Raw genomic sequence first — 19,625 nt, forward strand, 5'->3', positions numbered from 1 at the left:
CGCTCTGGCTCGCCTCAGACCTCCGGCAGCGCGGCCCGCCGGGCGCCGGCGACGTCGAACAGGTCCCCGTACTCCTCGACCCGCGCCAGCACGTCCTCGGTGGTGAAGCGCAGCGCCGCCGGGTCCAGCGACCCGTCCCGGACGGCGTCGACCTCGTCCCAGCCGATCGGCGTGGACACCGTCGCGCCGGCCCGCGCCCGCAGCGAGTACGGCGCCACCGTCGTCTTGGCGGGGTTGTTCTGGCTCCAGTCGATGAGCACCTTGCCCGGCCGCAGCGCCTTCTCCATCCGCCAGACGACGTCGTCCGGGGTCTCGGCGGAGAGCTCCTGCGCCAGCTGCTTCGCGTACCGGCTGGGGTGCTCGCGGTCGGCCGGCGGCTCGATCGGCGCGTACACCTGCATGCCCTTGGAGCCCGACGTCTTCACCACGGGGTCCAGCCCGTCCGCCTCGAGGCGCACGCCCAGCCGCTCGGCCACCGCGCAGCACTCGGCGATCCCGGTGTCGGGTCCCGGGTCCAGGTCCAGCACCAGCAGGTCGGGCAGCCGCGTCACGCCCTCGTCGTCCACCTGCCACTGCGGCACGTGCAGCTCCAGCGCCGCCAGGTTGGCCGCCCACGCCAGGTCCGCGACGTCCTCCAGCAGCACCATGTCGAGGGTCTCCCGGCCGGTCGAGCTGCCCGGGCTGGGCAGCGTCACCCGGCGCACCCACTCGGGCGCGTGCCGGGCGCTGTTCTTCTCGAAGAAGGCCTGCCCCTCCACCCCGTCGGGCCACCGGGTGAAGGTGACCGGCCGGCCGGCCAGGTGCGGCAGCAGCACCGGCGCGATCCGCACATAGTAGTCGATCACCTGGGCCTTGGTGAACGACACCTCCGGGAACAGCACCTTCTCCAGGTTCGACACCGACAGCTGCCGTCCGGCGATCTCCACCCGCTGCCTGGCCGGACTCATCGCTCGCTCCCGCGCCGGCGGAGCCGGCCGATCGCGGAGCCGCTCACGTCGCTCACGGTTCGCGCACCACGTCGTCGGGTTCGACGTCGTCCCGGACCCCGCGCCAGGACGGGTGCCGCAGCCGCCCCTCCGCCGTCCACACGGCGTAGGCGACCTCTCCGACGAGGTCGGGCTCGACCCACTGCGCGTCGCGGGTCACCTCGCGCGGCAGGGCGCCGTCGAACGGCGCCGTCCGCCGCGGGGTCATCGTCCGCTGCAGGTGCCGCAGGTCCGCGTCCGTGAAGCCGGTGCCGACGTGGCCGACGTAGACCAGCCGCCCTTCGTCGTCGGGCACGCCGACCAGCAGCGAGCCGATGGTCCCCGACCGCCGGCCCTGGCCCGGCCGCCAGCCGCCGACGACGACCGCCTGCGTGAAGAAGTTCTTGACCTTGCGCCAGTCGGGGCTGCGCACGCCCTCGCGGTACGGCGAGTCCAGCCGCTTCGCGACGACGCCCTCCAGCCCGTTCTCCTCGCTCGCCGCCTGCACCCCGGCGCCACCGCCCCGGAACCACGGCGTCAGCACCCACCGGTGCCCGGCCGGGGCCAGCTCGTCGAGCAGCTCCCGCCGCTCGGCGTAGGGCCGGGCCCGCAGGTCCTCGCCCTCCAGCCCCAGGAGGTCGAACACCAGGTAGGAGACCGGCGCGGCCGCCGCCATCCGCGGCACCTCCGGCCCGGTGCGGTGCATCCGGTTCTGCAGTGCCCCGAAGTCCGGGCGGCCGGCGGCGTCCATCAGCACGATCTCGCCGTCGACGACGACGTCGCGCCCGGCCAGCGCGCCGGGCAACCGCGCCACCTCCGGGTAGCGCACGGTGATGTCGGTGCCCTTGCGGGAGGACAGCGTCGGCCGGCCGGCCCGCACGGTGGCGACCGCGCGCACGCCGTCCCACTTGAACTCGTACCCCCAGGCGGCGTCCTCCGCCGCCGCGGGCAGCTGCCCCGCGGTGGCCAGCATCGGCAGCGGCGCCGGGGGCGGCTCCGGCGGCGGGGTCGAGTCCAGCTTCCGCACGTTCCAGGTCCCGTCTGCGAGCGGGAACAGCGCGTAGCGACCGGTGAGCCGGTCGCCGTCGAAGGTCACGATGACGTGCCGGTCGTCCCACTTCTCGGTGGCGTAGCGGCCGGCGTCCCAGATGGTGACCTCGCCGCCGCCGTACTCGCCCGCGGAGATGGTGCCGCTGAAGGAGGCGTACTCCAGCGGGTGGTCCTCGGTGGGGACGGCGAGCCGGTTGGTGCCCGGCTCCAGCGGCGGCCCCTTGGGGACCGCCCAGCTCTTCAGGACGCCGTCGCGCTCCAGGCGCAGGTCCCAGTGCACCCGCTCCCCGGTCCGGCCACGGGGCGTGTGGTGCTCCTGGACGACGAACGTGTCGTCCTGCCCCGCCGGCAGCGGCTGTCCCGCGGGCGGGACCGGCTCGGCCGTGCGGGCCGGGTCCCGCTTGGCGCGGTAGTCGGCCAGCGGATCCGCGGGTGGGTCCGGGCGCCGGCCGCCGGGGCGGGCGGGCACGTCAGGCGCTGCGGCGGGCGCGCTTGGCCGGCGGCTTGTCGGCGCTCGCGGTCTTCTTCGCCGCCGTCGTCTTCTTCGCGGCGGTCTTCGCCGGCGCGGTCCTGGCCGCGGTGGCCTTCTTCGCCGGCGTCTTCTTCGCCGGGGCGTCGGCGGCCGCCTTCTTCGCCGGCGCCCGCTTCGCCGGAGCCTTCGCCTCCGGGGCCGAGTCGGCGGCGTCGCCGGCCGTGGTGTCGTCGGCCGTGGTGTCGTCGGCCGTGGTGTCGTCGGCCGTGGTGTCGTCGGCCGCCCCGCCGCCCCGGGCCCGCTCGACGCTGCGCCGCAGCGCGCTCATCAGGTCGACCACGGCGGCGCCGTCGTCGGCCGGGGCCTCCGCGGGCTGGGCGACCTCGCCGCCGCTGGCCTTGGCCTCGACCAGGGCGGTCATGGCCTCGCGGTAGTCGTCGGTGAACTCGGAGGCGTCGAACTCCGCGGTCATGGAGCCGATCAGCGCCTCGGCCATCTTCAGCTCCTGCGGCCGGACCGAGATGTCCTCGTCGAGGAAGGCGAAGTCCGGGCGGCGGATCTCGTCGGGCCAGCGCATCGTGTGCAGCACCAGGACGCCGTCGCGCACCCGGAGCGCGGCCAGCGACTCGCGCTGGCGGATCGCGATCTTGGTGATCGCCACCTGACCGGCGTTCTCGAGGGCGTCGCGCAGCAGCACGTAGGGGCGCGCGGCCGGGCCGTCGGGCTCCAGGTAGTAGGTCTTCTCGAACATGATCGGGTCGATCTCGTCCTGCGCGACGAACTCGAGGACCTCGATCTCGCGGCGCGTGGTGAGCGGCAGCTCCTCGAAGTCCTCGTCGGTGAGGATGACGACCTCGCCGCTGGGCAGCTCGTAGCCCTTGGCGATGTCGGAGTACTCGACCTCTTCGCCGTCGATGGAGCAGACGCGCTTGTACTTCACCCGGCCGCCGTCGACGGCGTGCACCTGGTGGAAGCGGATGTCCTTGTCCTCGGTGGCGGAGTAGAGCTTGACGCCGATGCTCACCAGGCCGAACGACACGGCGCCGCGCCAGATCGATCGCATGCCGCCCCTCCCTCGCCCCCGGATCCCCGGGGACACCCGGGCCAAGATCGCAGAATAGGGCCGGATCGTGCCCCGCGGCACGTCCGGTGACGCGCCCGCTCCCCCCGACGAGCGACAGCGGACGCGCCCCCGGCGGTCAGGCCTGCTCCGGCTCCTGCTCCTCCCCCGGCGCGAGCGCGCCGTTCTGGATCGCGTCGTAGACGAACTGGAGGACGTCGGAGCCGGCGACCGTGGTCATCGTCAGCGCCGCCAGCCGGGTGGCCCGGGGTGCGGAGACGTAACCGAAGACGAACGCCGTCCCCACCCACTGCGCCAGGCAGAACGGGCAGGTGAGCAGCTCGCCGACGGCGTGCTTCACCCCGCCGTGCTCGCGCACCTCCTCGGCGACCTCCGCGTGGCCGGAGGGGCCCTGGAAGGAGGTGAACGGCGCCCGCAGCGGCGCGGTCACCGGGTCCTTCGCCAGCCGCCGGGCCAGCCGGAAGGTGGCGATCGTGAGCAGCGCGGCGTCCCCGAGGGGGATCCGCTCGGGCAGCTGGCGGCCCGACGCGCGCACCGCCACGGCGCCCGCCGCCACCAGGCTCGAGTAGACGCCCATCGCGCCCAGGTCCCCGCCCAGCGGCCGGGCCTCGCCCTGGGCGTACTCGCGCTTCTGGGTCCGCGCCCACCGGAAGAGGGGTGCTCCGACCCGTTGCGCCTGGTCTGTGATGGCCATGCCCCCCCGGCTACCCCGCCGGGCCGCGGCCATGCCGCGGCGCCGCAGGCAGTGCGCCGGCGCACACCGGCGCATGGCGGGACGGGGCCCGGGTAGGGCGGAGGTCCGACGCCGGTCGTCCGACCGGCCCCGGTGCCCGGCGCCGCACGCCACCAGGCCGGACACCTGCAGCACGACGCGCGCCCGCCGCGCAGAGACGGAGGACCCCATGACGCAGCCCGAGGGCCAGACCGCGCGCGACATCTTCCCCGAGGACGACGGCATCCCCGAGGTGTCGCAGGACGACTCGCCCACCATGGAGCGGGCCGAGGACCCCCAGTTCGAGCCGATGCCCGGTGAGCGTCCCGGCGCCAGCGTCGACTTCGGCACCACGGCGTTCGAGCAGTCCGAGGGCGAGTCCCTGTCCGGCCGCCTCGACCGCGAGGGCCCCGACGACGACCCCGGGATCCGCGCCGCCGAGGACCCGCAGCGGGCCGACGCGCAGCTCGAGCAGGACACCTCCACGACGCCGGACAGCGACTCCGGCACGAACCGCACCGCCGACGACGTCGAGGCCACCGCCGACGCCCCGGTCGGCGGCGAGGGCCCCGAGGAAGGCGCCGTCCACATCACCGACGGCTGACCGCCGGCTCTCTCCTCTCCGCCCACCCCCGGGGGACACCCGCACCGGTGTTCCTCGGGGGTGGGTTGGCGCGTGCGCGGTCGGTTGTCTACGTTGGGTCAGCGGTTCAGCAGTCAGCCGCACCGCGCCGGGCCTAGGTCCGACGCGCACCACGTTCGACCACCGGCGGTACGGGGGCGCACAGTCCCCCGAACGCCCGAGCGGTAGATTGTCCGGGCGGCCCGCCGTCCGGTGCCGCCGAGAGGAGCCACTGTCCGTGACCACTTCCGACCTGCCCGCCGAGGGGCAGCCCGACGTGTCGACCGAGGGCACCGAGGCCCCCTTCGACGACGTGATCACGCTCTCGACCACCACCGGCGAGGACGGCGCGGTCACGGTCACGGTCGTCGGCGAGGTGGACACCTTCACCGCCCCCGTGCTCCGTTCGACGCTGGACAGCCAGCTGGAGCAGCAGCCGCGTGAGCTCGTGATCGACCTCTCCGGTGTCCAGTTCCTGGGCTCCGCCGGCCTGGCGGTGCTCGTCGAGACCCAGAAGTCCGCCCGCAGCCGCGAGGTCGCGCTGCGGCTGATCGCCACGACCCGGGCCGTCACCCGGCCGCTGGAGGTCACCGGGCTGATCGACCTGTTCACCATCGCCGACGCCCGCTGAGCGTCCGCACCGAAGGGCCCCGCCGGATCTCCGGCGGGGCCCTTCTGCGTCCGGCCCCCGCGGCGAGCACGGGGGCGGCCGGCCTCAGGCCGACAGCAGCTGGCAGACCGCCTGCTCCAGCACCTTCTGCGTGTCCCGGTCGGCCACCCCACCGGAGGACAGCGCCTCGTCGGCGGCGGCCCGGAGCGCGGGCGCCACGGTCTCCCCGTGCTCGAAGCGGTCGACCACCCGCGGGTCGACGTAGCTGGCCTTGCACACCGCCGGGGTGTTCCCCAGCTGTTCGCTCACCCGCTGGTAGGCGGCGCTGACCGTCCGCTTCCGCGCGGTCTTCGTGGCGGGCGGGGACGCCTCGGCCAGCGCGGCCGCCATCAGCACGGTCGCCGTCCAGGTGCGGAAATCCTTCGCGGTGATCTCCGCGCCGCTGATCTCCTTGAGGTACGCGTTGACCTCGGCGCTGGTCACGTCCCGCCACTCGCCGTCCTCGGTCTGGTAGGCCAGCAGGTCCTCCCCGGCGCCGGCCGGGCGCTCCAGCAGCTGGCGGACGACGGTCGCCGTCGGTCGGTCGGTGATCTCGACCTCCCGCTCGATGCCCCCCTTCGCCGTGTAGGAGAAGAAGGTCCGCTCACCGCGCACCGACACGTGCGACCGCTTGAGGGTGGCCAGGCCGTAGGTGCCGTTCTCCTCCTCGTACTGCTCGCTGCCGATGCGGAAGGCACCGAGGTCCAGGAGCCGGATGGCGGTGGCCAGCACCCGGTCCCGGTTCAGGCCGCGGGTGCGCAGGCCGGCCGAGACCGCGTCACGGACGTCGGGCAGCTGCCGGGCGATCTCCAGCACCCGCTCGTGCTTCTCGGCGTCGCGGCGGGCCCGCCAGGCCTCGTGGTACCGGTACTGGCGCCGGCCGGCCGCGTCGATCCCGGTGGCCTGGATGTGGCCGTTGGGCCACGGGCAGATCCACACGTCCTTCCAGGCCGGGGGGATGGCCAGCTCCCGGATCCGGTCGACGCGGTCGTCCCGGATCAGGGTGCCGTCGGTGTCGTAGTAGGCGAACCCGCGTCCTGCCCGACGCCGTCGGTAGCCGGGGCCGTGCACGTCGCTGCGCCGCAGTCTCACGGGCGGTGGGTGTGCACTCCGACCGCTCCGCAAACGCGCGCGGACGGTGCGTCACACCTCAGCGGAGCTCGACCAGCCCGTCCAGGCCGCTGATCTCCAGCACGTGCCGGGTGACCCCGCCCGCGGGGGCGCGCACCACCAGCCGCCAGGACTCGTCCCGCGCGATCCGCGCCATCGCGAGGACCACCCGGACGGCGGCGCTGCTGAAGAGGGTCACCCCCGCGAGGTCGACCTCCATCCTGGTGGCACCGCCGTGGCTGGCCTCCAGCATGCGGATGCGGAGCTGCTCGGCGGCGACGGCGTCCACCGCGCCGGTGACCCGCACGACCGGCCGCTCCCCCTCCCGGTCGACCACGACCTCGGTGTTGTCGGGCAGCCGCGGCTGCTCGAGCTCCTCGTCCGGCGTGCGCCGCAGCCGGAAGCTCAGCGTGACCGTGGTGCCCGAGTCCTCCTCCAGGGTCACGCCGTCGACGAGCTGCCGCATGATCAGCAGGCCGCGCCCCCGGTCACCGGGATCCCGGTCCGGCGGGCGCCAGGTGCCCTCGTCGCGGACGGTCACGGTCAGCACGCCGTCGACGTCGACCTGCGCGCTCACCGACATCGGCCCCGGCTCGGCTCCCCGGTAGGCGTGCTCGGCGGCGTTCGCGCACGCCTCTCCGACCGCGACCATGACCCCGACCCGGTCCTGCTCCCCCATGCCGAGGGCGGAGAGCCAGCCGTTGAGCCGGCGGCGCACCCCCGGCAGCGCCGCGGGCGTCGCCACCAGGTCCATGCGGAGCGCCTCGGGGGTGCTGGCGCGGCGGTGGGCGACCAGCACGGCGACGTCGTCCAGCCAGCCGTGCGGGCGCCGCACCCCCTCGGCGATCGCGCCGGCCAGCCCCGCGTCGGTCTCCGCGTCCGGTGCCTCCCGGCCGTCGAGCACGGCGCAGGCGACCTCGCCGAGCCGCCCGAGCGCCTCCACCGGCGCGACGTCGGTGTCGGCGAAGGCGCCGTTGGAGAAGAGCACCAGCGTCGCCCCGTGGGGCAGCACGTGCTCGTGCACCGGCGCCGGCGCACCCGGCAGGCTCCCCAGCGGCGGGCGAGGGGTCACCTCCAGGAAGGCCGTGCTGCCGTCGGGCTGCACCACCAGGGGCGCCGGGTGCCCGGCCGCGCTGTACACCAGCAAACCGGAGGCGGCGTCCAGGACGCCGTAGAACACCGAGGTGCCCTCCACGTCCTCCATCTGGGCGGCGAAGGCGTCCAGCGCGGCCACCACCGCCGCCGGCTCGGGGTCGCGCAGCAGCGAGGAGCGCATGGCGCCGCGCAGCCGGCTCATGGCGCCCACGGCGGGCACCCCGTGGCCGACCGCGTCGCCCACCACCAGCGCCACCCGACCCTTCCCCAGCGGCACGGCGTCGTACCAGTCGCCCCCGGCGGCGGCGACATCGGTGGCCTGGTGGTAGCTGCCGGACAGCCCGACGTCGGGCAGCATCGGCAGGGTCGGCGGCAGCAGCGCCTGCTGCGCCCGGTGCACGTCGTCGGTGGCCAGCGCCTCCACGACGACGAGCGCCCCGGCGCGACCGGCCACCTCCATCGGGCGTGCGGTCGCCGTGGTCATCGGCCCGCTGGGGCCGAGGGCGCCGTGCACGGTCTCGACCTGACCGCTGCGGACGGCCGTGTCGACCAGGTCCGCGACCGGTCGACCGGAGATCTCCGGCAGCCCGTTCCGCGACCGGTCGAGCTCCCGGGCGGCGGCGTTGGCCCAGAACGGCTCTCCCGCGTCGGCCGCCAGGCAGAAGACGGCGTCAGGGGCGTTCTCGAGCGCGGCGAGCAGGACGGCGGAGCCCTCGTCGAGGGTTCCGCCGGAGGTGGGTGGCAGACTGCCGGAACTGGCGCTCATCCCTGGCCAGGGAACCTCAGCCCCAGGGTCTCGGCAACCGGGCCCCTGGGCTGCGGTTTCCGTGTCGGAAGCCACGTTTTCCCAGCCGGCGCGCCGGGGTAAGCAGCGTGCTTGTGCACCACCCCGGGAGACCGGCCGGCCCCACCCGTGGCCGGACCGCCCGAGACGATGGACCGCCGCGGCTCGAGAGCCGAGCGCGCCGGGAACGAAGGAGCGGACGACGGATGGTCGACTCGAGGGGCGCCCTCGCGCAGGACGGACGACGCGTGGAGCGGCTGGAGCTGCGGGTGCCCACCACGGCGACCCAGCTGCCGGCGGTACGGGCCATGGCCGGTGACCTGGCGATGCGGATGGACTACGACCTGGACGCCGTGGAGGACCTCCGCCTCGCGGTGGACGAGGCCTGCGCGATCCTGTCGACGATCGTCCTGGGCGACGCCCCGCTGACCGTCGTGTTCGAGACGACGCGCGCCGGGCTGCACATCGACGCCTGGGTGCCTGCCGCGACCGGGACCGAGGTGCCCACCGACGGCTTCGGCTGGGTCGTGCTGGCGGCCCTGGTCGACACGGTCGAGGGCCACCGCTCCACCCAGCGCGAGATGCCCGGCGGCGAGGACTCCGACGGCGCGGTCGCCGTGATCTCCCTGGACAAGTACCTCCCCGGCCAGCACCCCTTCGGTACGGGCGGCGACTCGGGGCAGAATCTCTCGGTGGCCCGGTGAGCCGGTCGGCCACCGACTCCATCGAGGAGGAACCGCTGGACACCATCCCCGGCACTCCCCCGGACCCCGCGGACCAGACGCCGGCCGGCACGCCCGACGAGCCGGCCGTCGAGGCAGCCGCTGAGCCCGCGGCGGTGCCGGACGCCCCGGTCGTCGAGCCCGATGCACCGCCGCTGTCGGAGAACCGGAAGCGGGCCGAGCGCACCGCGCCGCTGTTCGCCGAGCTCGCCGGCCTGGAGAAGGACGACCCCCGGCGCGAGCGGCTCCGGGAGATCCTGGTCGAGGAGCACCTGCCCCTCGTCCGGCACTTCGCCCGCCGGTTCAGCAACCGCGGGGAGCCCTTCGACGACCTGCTGCAGGTCGGCACCCTCGGCCTGATCGCCGCCATCGACCGGTTCGACCCGACCCGCGGCGTGGAGTTCCTCTCCTTCGCGGTGCCGACCATCACCGGGGAGATCAAGCGGCACTTCCGCGACCAGGGCTGGTCGGTGCGGGTGCCCCGCCGGCTGCAGGAGCTGCACCTGTCGCTCAACGCGGCCGTCGGCGAGCTCGCCCAGAAGAACGGTCGCGCCCCGACGCCGTCGGAGCTGGCCGAGCACCTCGGCATCCCGCGGGCCGAGGTGCTCGAGGGCCTGGCCGTGGCCAACGCCTACCGGAGCAGCTCGCTGGACGAGCGCCTGTCCGGCGAGGACGACTCCCCCACGCTGGCGGCGACCCTCGGCGAGGAGGACGCGGCGCTCGAGGGCGTGGAGTACCGCGAGTCCCTGCAGCCGCTGCTGGCCACCATCCCGGCCCGCGAACGACGCATCCTGATCCTGCGGTTCTTCGGGAACATGACCCAGTCGCAGATCGCCGCCGACATCGGCATCTCCCAGATGCACGTCTCGCGGCTGCTCAGCCAGACCCTGGCCAAGCTCCGCGAGGGCCTGCTCAAGGACTGAGACATCGCGGTCCTCCGGACCGCATCGTGACCAGGAGCCGTTCCCGACCGGGCACGAGCCGCTGCCCATGTCCCGGCCGGGAACCCTCCGGGCCCCGCGACCGGCCCACCGCGGCCAGGAGCCGTTCCCGACCGGCGACGAGCCGCAGCCCATGTCCCGGCCGGGAACCCTCCGGGCCCCGCGACCGGCCCACCGCGGCCAGGAGCCGTTCCCGACCGGCGACGAGCCGCAGCCCATGTCCCGGCCGGGAACCCTCCGGGCCCCGCGACCGGCCCACCGCGGCCAGGAGCCGTTCCCGGCCGGCGACGAGCCGCTGCCCATGTCCCGGCCGGGAACCCTCCGGGCCCCGCGACCGGCCCACCGCCACCAGGAGCCGTCCCCGACCGGCAGCCCATGTCCCGGACGACCCACGAGACGACGGTGGCCCGGCACCCCAAGGGGTTCCGGGCCACCGCGTACGACCGTCGGGCTACCGGGGCTGCCCGTCACCCTCGTCGGTCGCGCCGAACTGCTCGCGGACGACGGGGTCGGCGGCCGGGCCGCTGTCCCGCACGTCGGCGGTGACCTCCGACAGCGGCGGCGGCGTCGGGACGGCCGGCGCCGAGTCGGTGATGCTGGACAGCTCGATGCGGGCCTCCGGCTGGTCGGCTGCGGCCGGCAGCTGCGACTCGAACCAGCTGCTGGTGTCCAGGCCGCCGTCCGCGGGGCCGGTGCGGCCGTTGGCGGCGGTGCCCTGCGACGGGTCGACGTCCATCCAGGACTTGCCGCCCTCGGCCCCCCCCAGGCTGGCCAGCCCTTCCAGCGCCTTGCTGAACTCGCTGGGCACGATCCACATCTTGTTGGCGTCGCCCTGCGCGATCTGCGGCAGCGTCTGCAGGTACTGGTAGGCCAGCAGGCCCTGGTCGGGCTTGCCGTCGTGGATCGCCTGGAACACGGTCTCGATCGACTTCGCCTGGCCCTGCGCCTGCAGGTAGAGGGCGGCGCGCTCACCCTCGGCGCGCAGGATCCGGCTCTGCCGCTCGGCCTCCGCCTCGAGGATGGCCGACTGCTTCTTGCCCTCCGCCGACAGGATCGCGGCGGCCTTCTCGCCCTCGGCCGAGGTGATCGCCGCCTGCCGCTGGCCCTCCGCGGTCAGGATGATGGCGCGCTTGTCGCGGTCGGCGCGCATCTGCTTCTCCATCGAGTCCTGGATGGACAGCGGCGGGTCGATCGCCTTGATCTCCACGCGGGCCACGCGCAGGCCCCAGGGCCCGGTGGTGCCGTCGAGCACGGAGCGCAGCTGGCTGTTGATCCCGTCGCGGCCGGTGAGGGCGCCCTCGAGGTTCAGCCCACCGACGACGTTGCGCAGCGTCGTCGTGGTCAGCTGCTCCATGCCGGTGATGTAGTTGGCGATGCCGTACACGGCCAGGCGGGGGTCGGTGACCTGGAAGTACACGACGGTGTCGATGCCGACCTGCAGGTTGTCGGCGGTGATGACCGGCTGCGGCGGGAAGGAGATGACCTGCTCGCGCAGGTCGATCGTCGCCCGTACGCGGTCGATGAACGGCACCAGGATCGACAGGCCGGGCGACAGGGTCCGGCTGTACCGGCCCAGCCGCTCGACGACCTTGGCCTGTGCCTGGGGCACGATGGTCACGCTCTTGGCGATCACGACGATCACCAGCAGCGCGACGACGATCAGTGCGATGAGTGCCGCATCCACGGCGGGCTCCCTTCGTCGGGGTCACCGCTGATCCTGCCCTGCCGCGTCCGCCGGGGTCATCACCCCTGTGGAACTGTCACTCCAGCGCGTCGCCGACGACCGCCGTCGCACCGTCCACCTGCAGGATCCGGACCGTGTCACCGACCGCGTAGGCCTCGCCGCTGTGCTGGCTGCGTGCGGTCCACTCGTCGGCGCCCACCCGGATGCGCCCGGTCGAGGAGTCGACGGCCTCGGTGACCTTCGCGGTCTTGCCGATGAGGGTGTCGACGCCGTCGAGCTGCAGCGGCGTGCCCTCGGTCAGGTGCTTGGTCGCGATCGGCCTGACGAGGGCCAGCAGCACACCGGAGATGACGATGAACGTGACGATCTGCAGGATCGCCGCCCCGCCGAGCAGTGCCACGGTCATGCCGCCGAGCGCGCCACCGGCGAGCATGAGCAGCACGAGGTCGAGCGTGAGCACCTCGCCGACGGCGAGCAGCCCCGCTCCGATCAGCCACAGCAACCAGGCCATGGTCAGAGTCTGGCAGAAGGAAGCGCCCGCACCGTCGGACGCGCCTCAGCGGCGCCGGCGCCGGGCGGAGACCTCGGCCCGCTCCCGGGCCAGCAGAGCGGCGTAGGCGAGCTGCTCGCGCCGGGCCCGCGCCCGGGAGGCGAGGACCTCCACCGCGACGACGACGGCGAGGAAGGTGGCGACCGACGCCGGGATGAACCAGCCGGCGTCGTCCCGGTACTCGGCCCACCGGAACCCGGAGCCTCCCCGCGGATTGATCCAGACGGTGCACACCCAGATCCCGGCCAGGACGGTGACGGCGTCGACCGGCCAGCGCACCCGGCGCCACACCTCGGGCAGCAGCTTGAGCAGCCGGGGCGCGGCCGCGACCGCGCCCACCGCCAGGCCCAGCGCGGCCCGCTGCCAGGCGGACAGGGAGTCCAGCCACGGCCCCAGCCGCTGGTGCGTCGGCCCGTCCAGCTGACTGACGAGGGCGGCTGCGCCCAGGACCATCAGGACCAGCGCCCCCTGGCGGCTGCGCCGACCCGCGTCCGTCGGCACCTCGGCGCCGGGACGATCCGGCTCGACCGCGGTCTCCTGTCGGCTCACCGCTGCTCCTCCTCCGCCCGCACCGCGCACCGGGCGGTGCCGCGGCGACCGCCACGTAGCCTCGGCCGGTGCACGACTTCCCCGCCGGCCGCGTCGCAGTATGGGCAACCGCCTGGCTCTCCGGCCGCACGTCCTTCGACGAAGCCCTCGACCGGGTGACCGGGGAGCACGCCCACCTGGTCACCGGGATGCCCGGGTCCGCGGCCGCCGAGCCGCTCGGGACCGCCCTGGCCGCGCTGCGCGGGCTGGGTGAGCGCCGGCTGCACCTGGTGCTGCCCGTCCCTGGGGACGTCCGCGGGCTGCCGGCGGTCCCGGGCCTGGTCCCGGCCGCCGTGGAGGCCGGCCAGGCGGCGGTCGGCGACCGGCTGGTGCTCGTGCCCAGCCCCGGGCCGGAGGTGGTGACGTGGGCGGCGTTCCCCCTGGACGGCCTCGCACTCCCGCCCCCGCCTGTCGAGGGCTCGCTGCGGGCGGCGTCCGGCGCGCTGGACCTCGCCATGGTCGACGCCGCGCGCACGCTGGCCGACCTGGACCTCGCCCGGTGGCACCCCGAGGTGCCCGAGCTGCTGGCCGACCTCGCCCGGCCCCGCCCGGCGCCGGGGCTCCCCGACGACCACGACCCGCTCGCGCTCTCGGTGCTCGGCCGGGCCCAGCGGCTGGCCGCCGTCCTCGACCTGGCCACGACCGACGCACCGGGCGCCGCGGTCACCCACGGGCAGGCCGCGGCCCGCGACGCGGCGCTGCGGCCGCTGTCGGACGCCGTCCGCGCGGCGATCACCGCCGCGTACAACGCCGTCCCCCGCTGAGACCACCGGCGCGCTGCTTGCCCATCGCCGGGCGCGGACCTAGCCTGTCGCCGTGGCCGGCCGACTCATTAGCTGCGGGCCCGTCGGCGTCTGATCCTCGCGCCGCCGGGTCCGTGAGCAGCGCTTCGAGGGCGCCCCGACCCACCAGAGCCGTCTCAGGCTCGGAGGCAGCATGTTCCCCCGCCACGGTCACACCAGCAACACCGCCAGGGTGCACGTCACCGTCACCGACGTCGTCGGCGTCCAGCGGGTCCTCGCCCTGCTGACCGGACGTCGTCACGTCTTCACCCGCTTCGAGGCGGAGGAGGCGGGCGAGGGCAGGTGGGCCGTCCGGCTCGACCTCGTCTCCGGAGCCGAGGAGCTGGAGCTCGTCGCTCTCCGGCTGCAGCGCGTGCCCAGCGTGCTGGACGTCGACGTCCACTGGGGTGCCGCGCTCACGGTGGCCGGCTGACCGGCCCGGTCGCCCCGGAGAGCGCCGTCCGGTCGGTCGTCGTCGTGCCGCCCACAGCCGGGGGCGGTCCTTCGTCGGCGGGCACGATGACCGGCCCCGGCCGGGCCAGCACGCTCGGCGGCATGGGAAGACCGCTGGATCCCGAGGACCTCCTGTCGCTCGAGGTCCCGGGTGACCCCACGCTCGCGCCGGACGGGCGGCACGTCGTCTACGTGCTGCGGACCAGCGACCGGAGCTCCGACACCGACCGCCGGGCGCTGTGGTCGGTCCGGGCGACCGCGGACGGCTGGGGTGCCCCCGCGCGGCTGACGCACGGCGCGGCGGACACGGCCCCGGCGTTCTCGCCCGAGGGGAACCGGATCGCGTTCCTGCGCGCCGGCGACGGCCCGGCCCAGCTGCACCTCCTCCCGGTCGACGGCGGGGAGGCCGAGCAGGTCACCCGGCTGCCCCTCGGCGCGGGCGCCCCGGTCTGGAGTCCCGACGGAGCCCGCATCGCCTTCTGCGCGCCGGTCGACCGCAGCGGCGAGCGGTCCGAGCACGCCCCGCTCGTCGCCACGCGGCTGGGCTACAAGGCCGACGGCGCCGGTCACCTGGGCGACTCCCGCCAGCACCTGCACGTCCTGGACGTCGCCACGGGCGCGGTGGCGCGGCTCACCGACGGCGACTGGCACGCCGGGCGCCCGGCCTGGTCACCGGAGGGCAGCCGGCTGGCCTTCGCCGCCGGAACCGATCCCGACGCCGACCTCACTGCCCGGACGCCGGTGCACGTGGTCGAGGTGCCCGCCGAGCTTCCCGGTGACGCCCCGCCCGCAGGCCCGCTGGAGCGGATCGGCGACGGTGCGGGCACCGCCGGCCCGCTGCTCTGGACCCGCGACGGGACGGCGCTGCTCGTGGTCGGCCGCCCGACCGTCTCCGTGGGCCACGACGGTCTGCTCCGCCAGCCGCTCGGGGGCGGGGCGCCGGTCGACCTGGCGGCCGCGCTGGACCGCAACGTCATGCCCGGCGGTCCGGGTTATCCCGGCGGGCTGCCGCAGCTGACCCGGGACGGCGGCGAGGTCGTCTTCTGCGTGCGCGACCGCGGTTGCTCGCACGTCTGGGTCACCGCCGTCGACGGCGGCGGCGCCCCGCGGCCGCTGGTGACCGGCGCGGACGTCGTCGTCGCCGGGCTGTCGGTGGCCGCGCACGCCGACGTCGCCGCGGTCGTGCTGGCCGACCCGCGGACCTTCGGCGAGATCGCGGTCGTCGACCTGACCACCGGCGGGCTGACCCGGCTCAGCGCGCACACCCGGGGCTCGCTGCCTGACGTCGAGCTGGCCGTGCCGCAGCCACGCAGCTTCCGGGTGCACGACGGCACCGAGGTGCACGGCTGGCTGCTGGTGGACCCGGCCGCACCCCGGCCCGCTCCCCTGCTGCTGGACGTGCACGGCGGCCCGCACAACGCCTGGTCACCGATCGCCGACGCCGCCCACCCGTACCACCAGGAGCTGGTCGCGGCCGGCTGGGCGGTGCTGCTGCTCAACCCGCGCGGCAGCGACGGCTACGGGCGGGAGTTCTTCACCGGCGCGGTGCGGGCGTGGGGCACGGCCGACGAACGCGACCTCCTCGACCCGCTCGACACCCTCGTCGCCGAGGGCCTCGCCGACGCCGACCGGCTGGCGGTCACCGGGTACAGCTACGGCGGGTACATGACCTGCTGGCTCACCGGCCGCACCGACCGGTTCGCCGCCGCGATCGCGGGCGGCGTGGTCGCCGACCTCACCAGCATGACCGGGACGAGCGACGCGGGGCGGGCGCTGGCGCTGGAGTTCGGCGACGCGCTCACCGATCCCGAGGCGGCCCGGGCGCACTCCCCCCTCACCCACGTGCACCGCGTGCGCACCCCCACCCTGGTGCTGCAGGGCGGGGCCGACGAGCGGTGCCCGATGGGACAGGCCGAGCAGTGGTTCACCGCCCTGCGCACCCGGGGCGTGCCCACCGAGCTGGTGCTCTTCCCCGGTGGGTCGCACCTGTTCGTCCTCGACGGCCGGCCCTCCCACCGGCTCGACTACAGCCGGCGGGTGGTCGCGTGGGTCCGGGAGCACGTGGGGTCGCCCGTCGCCGAGTTGGTGGGCGCCCCGTGAGCACCGTGCTGCCGGTCGACGCGTTCACCCAGCTGCTCCCGGCCATGCTCGCCGACCTCCAGCAGCTGGTGACCTGCGAGACGCCGTCCAACGACCTGATCGCGGTCGCCGCCGGCGCCCGGCTGGTCGCCGCCCAGGGCGCCCGCGCGCTGGGCGCCCAGCCCGAGACGCTGGTGCTCGACGGCCGCACGCACCTGCGCTGGCGGCTGGGCCCGGGCCCGCGCCGGGTCCTGGTGCTCTGCCACCAGGACACGGTCTGGCCGCTGGGCACCCTGGCGGAGATCCCGTGGTCGGTCACCGACGGGGTGATCCGCGGTCCGGGCTGCTTCGACATGAAGGCCGGCATCGTGCTGGCGTTCACGGCGCTGGACCGGCTGCGCGCCGCCGGCGCCGACCTGGACGGCGTCACGGTGCTGGTCACCGGTGACGAGGAGATCGGCTCGCCGACGTCGGCGGACCTCATCCGGGAGGAGGCCAGGGGCTGCGCCGCCGCCCTGGTGCTCGAGGCGAGCGCCGACGGCGGAGCGCTGAAGACCGGCCGCAAGGGCGCGTCGATGTACGACCTGGTGGTCACCGGTCGCGCCGCGCACGCCGGCCTGGAGCCGGAGCGAGGGGTCAACACGACCCTGGAGCTGGCCGGCCAGGTGCTCGCCATCGCCGCCCTCGCCGATCCTGCGCTCGGGACCACGGTCACCCCCACCGCACTCACCTCGGGGACGACCACCAACACCGTCCCGGCCGCCGGGCGGCTGGCGGTCGACGTCCGGGCGCTGACCGTGGCGGAGCAGCAGCGGGTCGACGAGGGCATGCGGGCGCTGATACCCCGACTGCCCGGCGCGGCGCTCGAGCTGCGCGGCGGCATCAACCGGCCGCCGCTGGAGGAGAAGGCGTCGGCGGGGCTGTTCGCGCTCGCCGGCGCGGTGGCGGCCCGGCTCGGCCTGCCCGCGCCGGAGGGCACCACCGTCGGCGGGGCGTCGGACGGCAACTTCACCGCCGGCGCGGGGGTGCCGACCCTCGACGGCCTGGGTGCCGTCGGCGGTGGCGCGCACGCAGCGCACGAGCACGCGCTGGCCGACGAGCTGCCCGGCCGGGCGGCGCTGCTGGCCGGACTGCTCGCCGAGCTGCTGGCGGTCCGGGGCGTCGGTGATCCGGACGAAGAGACCGCCGGTGAATGAGAGCCCCGCACCAAGCCCGGGACGTCGGCACGTCCCACCATGGTGGCCATGACCGACCTCATGGACGGGAGCCCGGCGACGGGCTCCGCCGACGGCGCGGGCCTGGCCGGTGCCGCCGTCCTGGCCGCCACCGCGGCCGCGGCCCGGTCGGGCGTCCGGATCGTGGAACTGGTCGGGCTCGAACCGCTGCACGAGGTGCAGGCGCTGTTCGACTCCATCTGGCATCCCGCACCGGACAACCGCCCGGTCACCGTGGAGCTCATGCGGGCCATGGCCAAGGCGGGCAACCCACTGACCGGCGCCTACGACGGCACGCGGCTGGTCGGCGCATCCGTCGGTTTCTTCGCCGCGCCCGCAGGCACCGCGCTGCACAGCCACGTCACCGGGGTCGCGCGGTCCGCGCAGCGGCGCAGCATCGGCCGGGCACTGAAGCTGCACCAGCGGGCCTGGGCGCTCGAGCGCGGCATCACCCGGATCAGCTGGACCTTCGACCCGCTGGTCCGCCGCAACGCCTGGTTCAACCTGGGCCGGCTGGCGGCGAGCCCACTGGAGTACCTACCGGACTTCTACGGCCGGATGGCCGACACCATCAACGGCAACGACTCCTCCGACCGGCTGCTCGCCTCGTGGGCACTGGACAGCGAGGCGGTGATCCGCGCGGTCGCCGGGGAGCCACCGCAGGTCGACCTCACCGCCCTGCGCGCCGCCGGCGCGGTCGACGTGGTCGCCCCCGGCCCGGACGGCGGCCCGGTCATCACCGCCGCACCGCCCGGTGTGCCTCTCCTGGTGGCGGTGCCGCCCGACGTGGAAGCGCTGCGACTCAGCGATCCCGATCTGGCGGCCGCCTGGCGGCTGGCCGTCCGCGATGCCCTGGGGGGCGGCGCCCGCGTGCGCGGCTTCGCCCAGGAGGGCTGGTACGTCGTCGAGGCACCGGGAGGTCCCACGCTGTGAAGCTCGAATCCGTGGAACTGCGGCGGATCGCCATGCCGCTCGTCGCCCCGTTCCGGACCTCCTTCGGGAGCCAGACCGCCCGCGACATCCTGCTGGTGCGGGTGCGCACCGACGTCGGTGAGGGATGGGGCGAATGCGCGGCGCTGGCCGATCCCAGGTACTCGGCCGAGTACGTGGACGGCGTCGCCGACGTGCTGACCCGGTTCTTCGTCCCGACCGTGGCCGCCACCCCGGACCTCGACGCGTACGCCGTCGGACGCGTCCTGGCTCCGTTCGCCGGGCACTTCATGGCCAAGGCGGCGCTGGAGACCGCCGTCCTGGACGCCGGGCTGCGCGCGGCCGGCCGGTCGTTCGGTTCCTTCCTGGGTGCGGCCACCGACCGGGTCCCCTGCGGAGTTTCGGTCGGGATCATGGACTCGATCGACGCGCTGCTCGACTCCGTCGGCGGCTATCTGGACGCCGGGTACCTGCGGATCAAGCTGAAGATCGAGCCGGGCTGGGACGTCGAGCCGGTGCGTGCCGTCCGCGAGCGGTTCGGCGACGTCGCGCTCCAGGTGGACGCCAACGCCGCCTACGCCGTCTCCGACGCCCGGCACCTGGCCCGGCTGGACCCCTTCGACCTGCTGCTGATCGAGCAGCCACTGCCCGAGGACGACGTCCTGGGGCACGTGGAGCTGGGGAAGACGGTGCGGACGCCGATCTGCCTGGACGAGTCGATCACCTCCGCCCGCAGCGCGGCGGCCGCGATCACCCTCGGCGCCTGTTCGATCGTCAACGTGAAGCCGGCCCGTGTCGGCGGCTACCTGGAGGCCCGCCGGGTGCACGACGTCTGTGCCGCGCACGGGGTGCCGGTGTGGTGCGGCGGGATGCTGGAGACGGGGCTGGGGCGGGCGGCGAATGTGGCCCTGGCCGCGCTGCCCAACTTCGTGCTCCCCGGGGACACCTCGGCGTCGGACCGGTACTACGCCACGGACATCACCCCGCCGTTCCGCCTCGAGGACGGTCACCTGCGGGTGCCGACCGGTCCCGGCCTGGGGGTCGAGCCCGACCCCTTGCTGCTGGACGAGGTGACCACGTCGGTCCAGGAGCTCCCGCTCCGCTGACACCTGATTCGTCGTCCCCACCTACGCGGAGCCGAT

19 protein-coding genes are annotated in these 19,625 nt (G+C 75.1%); 10 read left to right on the forward strand and 9 right to left on the reverse strand.

Annotation, left to right across the window (positions count from 1 at the left end):
- Positions 1-14 precede the first annotated feature (14 nt).
- The 4 genes from ligD (BD833_RS00560) to BD833_RS00575 all read right to left on the reverse strand — a co-directional run bounded on the left by ligD (BD833_RS00560) (position 15) and on the right by BD833_RS00575 (position 4,262).
- Positions 15-947, reverse strand: a complete 933-nt coding sequence (ligD, locus tag BD833_RS00560) for a non-homologous end-joining DNA ligase (RefSeq protein ID WP_166531182.1) — start codon at positions 945-947, stop codon at positions 15-17.
- Positions 948-999: 52 nt separating this feature from the next.
- A complete protein-coding gene (gene ligD, locus BD833_RS00565; RefSeq protein WP_166531183.1) occupies positions 1,000-2,484 on the reverse strand; it encodes a non-homologous end-joining DNA ligase in 1,485 nt (494 codons plus the stop codon).
- 1 nt (position 2,485) lies between these two features.
- Complete coding sequence (gene ku / locus BD833_RS00570) at positions 2,486-3,550, reverse strand: non-homologous end joining protein Ku (protein ID WP_166531184.1); 1,065 nt, start codon at positions 3,548-3,550, stop codon at positions 2,486-2,488.
- A 136-nt stretch (positions 3,551-3,686) separates the two neighbouring features.
- On the reverse strand, positions 3,687-4,262 hold the full coding sequence (locus BD833_RS00575) for a DUF1360 domain-containing protein (protein ID WP_166531185.1): 576 nt from the start codon (positions 4,260-4,262) through the stop codon (positions 3,687-3,689).
- Between the two features lie 208 nt (positions 4,263-4,470).
- Here BD833_RS00575 and BD833_RS00580 point away from each other — a divergent pair, with 208 nt between their 5' ends.
- Both BD833_RS00580 and BD833_RS00585 read left to right on the forward strand, forming a co-directional pair.
- On the forward strand, positions 4,471-4,884 hold the full coding sequence (locus tag BD833_RS00580) for a hypothetical protein (protein ID WP_166531186.1): 414 nt from the start codon (positions 4,471-4,473) through the stop codon (positions 4,882-4,884).
- 256 nt (positions 4,885-5,140) lie between these two features.
- On the forward strand, positions 5,141-5,533 hold the full coding sequence (locus tag BD833_RS00585) for an STAS domain-containing protein (protein ID WP_166531187.1): 393 nt from the start codon (positions 5,141-5,143) through the stop codon (positions 5,531-5,533).
- Between the two features lie 84 nt (positions 5,534-5,617).
- On the opposite strand, the gene BD833_RS00590 is transcribed toward BD833_RS00585, so the two are convergent.
- Positions 5,618-6,643 (reverse strand): DNA topoisomerase IB, encoded by a 1,026-nt coding sequence (locus BD833_RS00590; protein WP_166531188.1) that lies wholly within the window; start codon positions 6,641-6,643, stop codon positions 5,618-5,620.
- Positions 6,644-6,701: 58 nt separating this feature from the next.
- Positions 6,702-8,522, reverse strand: a complete 1,821-nt coding sequence (locus BD833_RS00595) for a SpoIIE family protein phosphatase (RefSeq protein WP_243737360.1) — start codon at positions 8,520-8,522, stop codon at positions 6,702-6,704.
- Between the two features lie 224 nt (positions 8,523-8,746).
- On the opposite strand from BD833_RS00595, the gene BD833_RS00600 reads away from it, so the two are divergent.
- On the forward strand, positions 8,747-9,244 hold the full coding sequence (locus BD833_RS00600) for an ATP-binding protein (protein ID WP_166531189.1): 498 nt from the start codon (positions 8,747-8,749) through the stop codon (positions 9,242-9,244).
- Positions 9,241-10,185: an RNA polymerase sigma factor SigF gene (locus BD833_RS00605; RefSeq protein ID WP_166531190.1), complete on the forward strand. Its 945-nt coding sequence runs from the start codon at positions 9,241-9,243 to the stop codon at positions 10,183-10,185. Before BD833_RS00600 ends, BD833_RS00605 begins: the two co-directional genes overlap by 4 nt.
- A 469-nt stretch (positions 10,186-10,654) precedes the next feature.
- On the opposite strand, the gene BD833_RS00610 is transcribed toward BD833_RS00605, so the two are convergent.
- The 3 genes from BD833_RS00610 to BD833_RS00620 form a co-directional block, all read right to left on the reverse strand.
- Positions 10,655-11,887: an SPFH domain-containing protein gene (locus BD833_RS00610; protein ID WP_166531191.1), complete on the reverse strand. Its 1,233-nt coding sequence runs from the start codon at positions 11,885-11,887 to the stop codon at positions 10,655-10,657.
- Positions 11,888-11,963: 76 nt separating this feature from the next.
- Complete coding sequence (locus BD833_RS00615) at positions 11,964-12,398, reverse strand: NfeD family protein (protein ID WP_166531192.1); 435 nt, start codon at positions 12,396-12,398, stop codon at positions 11,964-11,966.
- A 45-nt stretch (positions 12,399-12,443) separates the two neighbouring features.
- Positions 12,444-12,986 carry a hypothetical protein gene (locus BD833_RS00620; protein WP_166531193.1) on the reverse strand — a complete coding sequence of 181 codons (543 nt, stop codon included), beginning with the start codon at positions 12,984-12,986 and terminating at the stop codon, positions 12,444-12,446.
- Positions 12,987-13,054: 68 nt separating this feature from the next.
- On the opposite strand from BD833_RS00620, the gene BD833_RS00625 reads away from it, so the two are divergent.
- The 6 genes from BD833_RS00625 (at position 13,055) to menC (ending at position 19,589) form a co-directional block, all read left to right on the forward strand.
- Positions 13,055-13,789 carry a hypothetical protein gene (locus tag BD833_RS00625; protein ID WP_166531194.1) on the forward strand — a complete coding sequence of 245 codons (735 nt, stop codon included), beginning with the start codon at positions 13,055-13,057 and terminating at the stop codon, positions 13,787-13,789.
- Between the two features lie 172 nt (positions 13,790-13,961).
- Positions 13,962-14,240, forward strand: coding sequence for a hypothetical protein (locus BD833_RS00630; protein ID WP_166531195.1), 279 nt, complete (start codon positions 13,962-13,964; stop codon positions 14,238-14,240).
- 122 nt (positions 14,241-14,362) lie between these two features.
- Entirely contained in the window at positions 14,363-16,360 is a 1,998-nt protein-coding gene (locus tag BD833_RS00635; RefSeq protein ID WP_166531196.1) for a S9 family peptidase, read from the forward strand.
- A complete protein-coding gene (locus BD833_RS00640; protein ID WP_243737361.1) occupies positions 16,357-17,535 on the forward strand; it encodes a M20/M25/M40 family metallo-hydrolase in 1,179 nt (392 codons plus the stop codon). Before BD833_RS00635 ends, BD833_RS00640 begins: the two co-directional genes overlap by 4 nt.
- Before the next feature lie 48 nt (positions 17,536-17,583).
- Positions 17,584-18,486: a GNAT family N-acetyltransferase gene (locus BD833_RS00645; RefSeq protein WP_166531197.1), complete on the forward strand. Its 903-nt coding sequence runs from the start codon at positions 17,584-17,586 to the stop codon at positions 18,484-18,486.
- Positions 18,483-19,589, forward strand: coding sequence for an o-succinylbenzoate synthase (gene menC / locus BD833_RS00650; protein ID WP_166531198.1), 1,107 nt, complete (start codon positions 18,483-18,485; stop codon positions 19,587-19,589). The genes BD833_RS00645 and menC overlap by 4 nt, the downstream gene beginning before the upstream one ends.
- Positions 19,590-19,625 lie beyond the last annotated feature (36 nt).

Origin of the sequence: Blastococcus xanthinilyticus, from assembly GCF_008124835.1 — a bacterium.
GTDB classification, from domain to species: Bacteria; Actinomycetota; Actinomycetes; order Mycobacteriales; family Geodermatophilaceae; genus Blastococcus; species Blastococcus xanthinilyticus.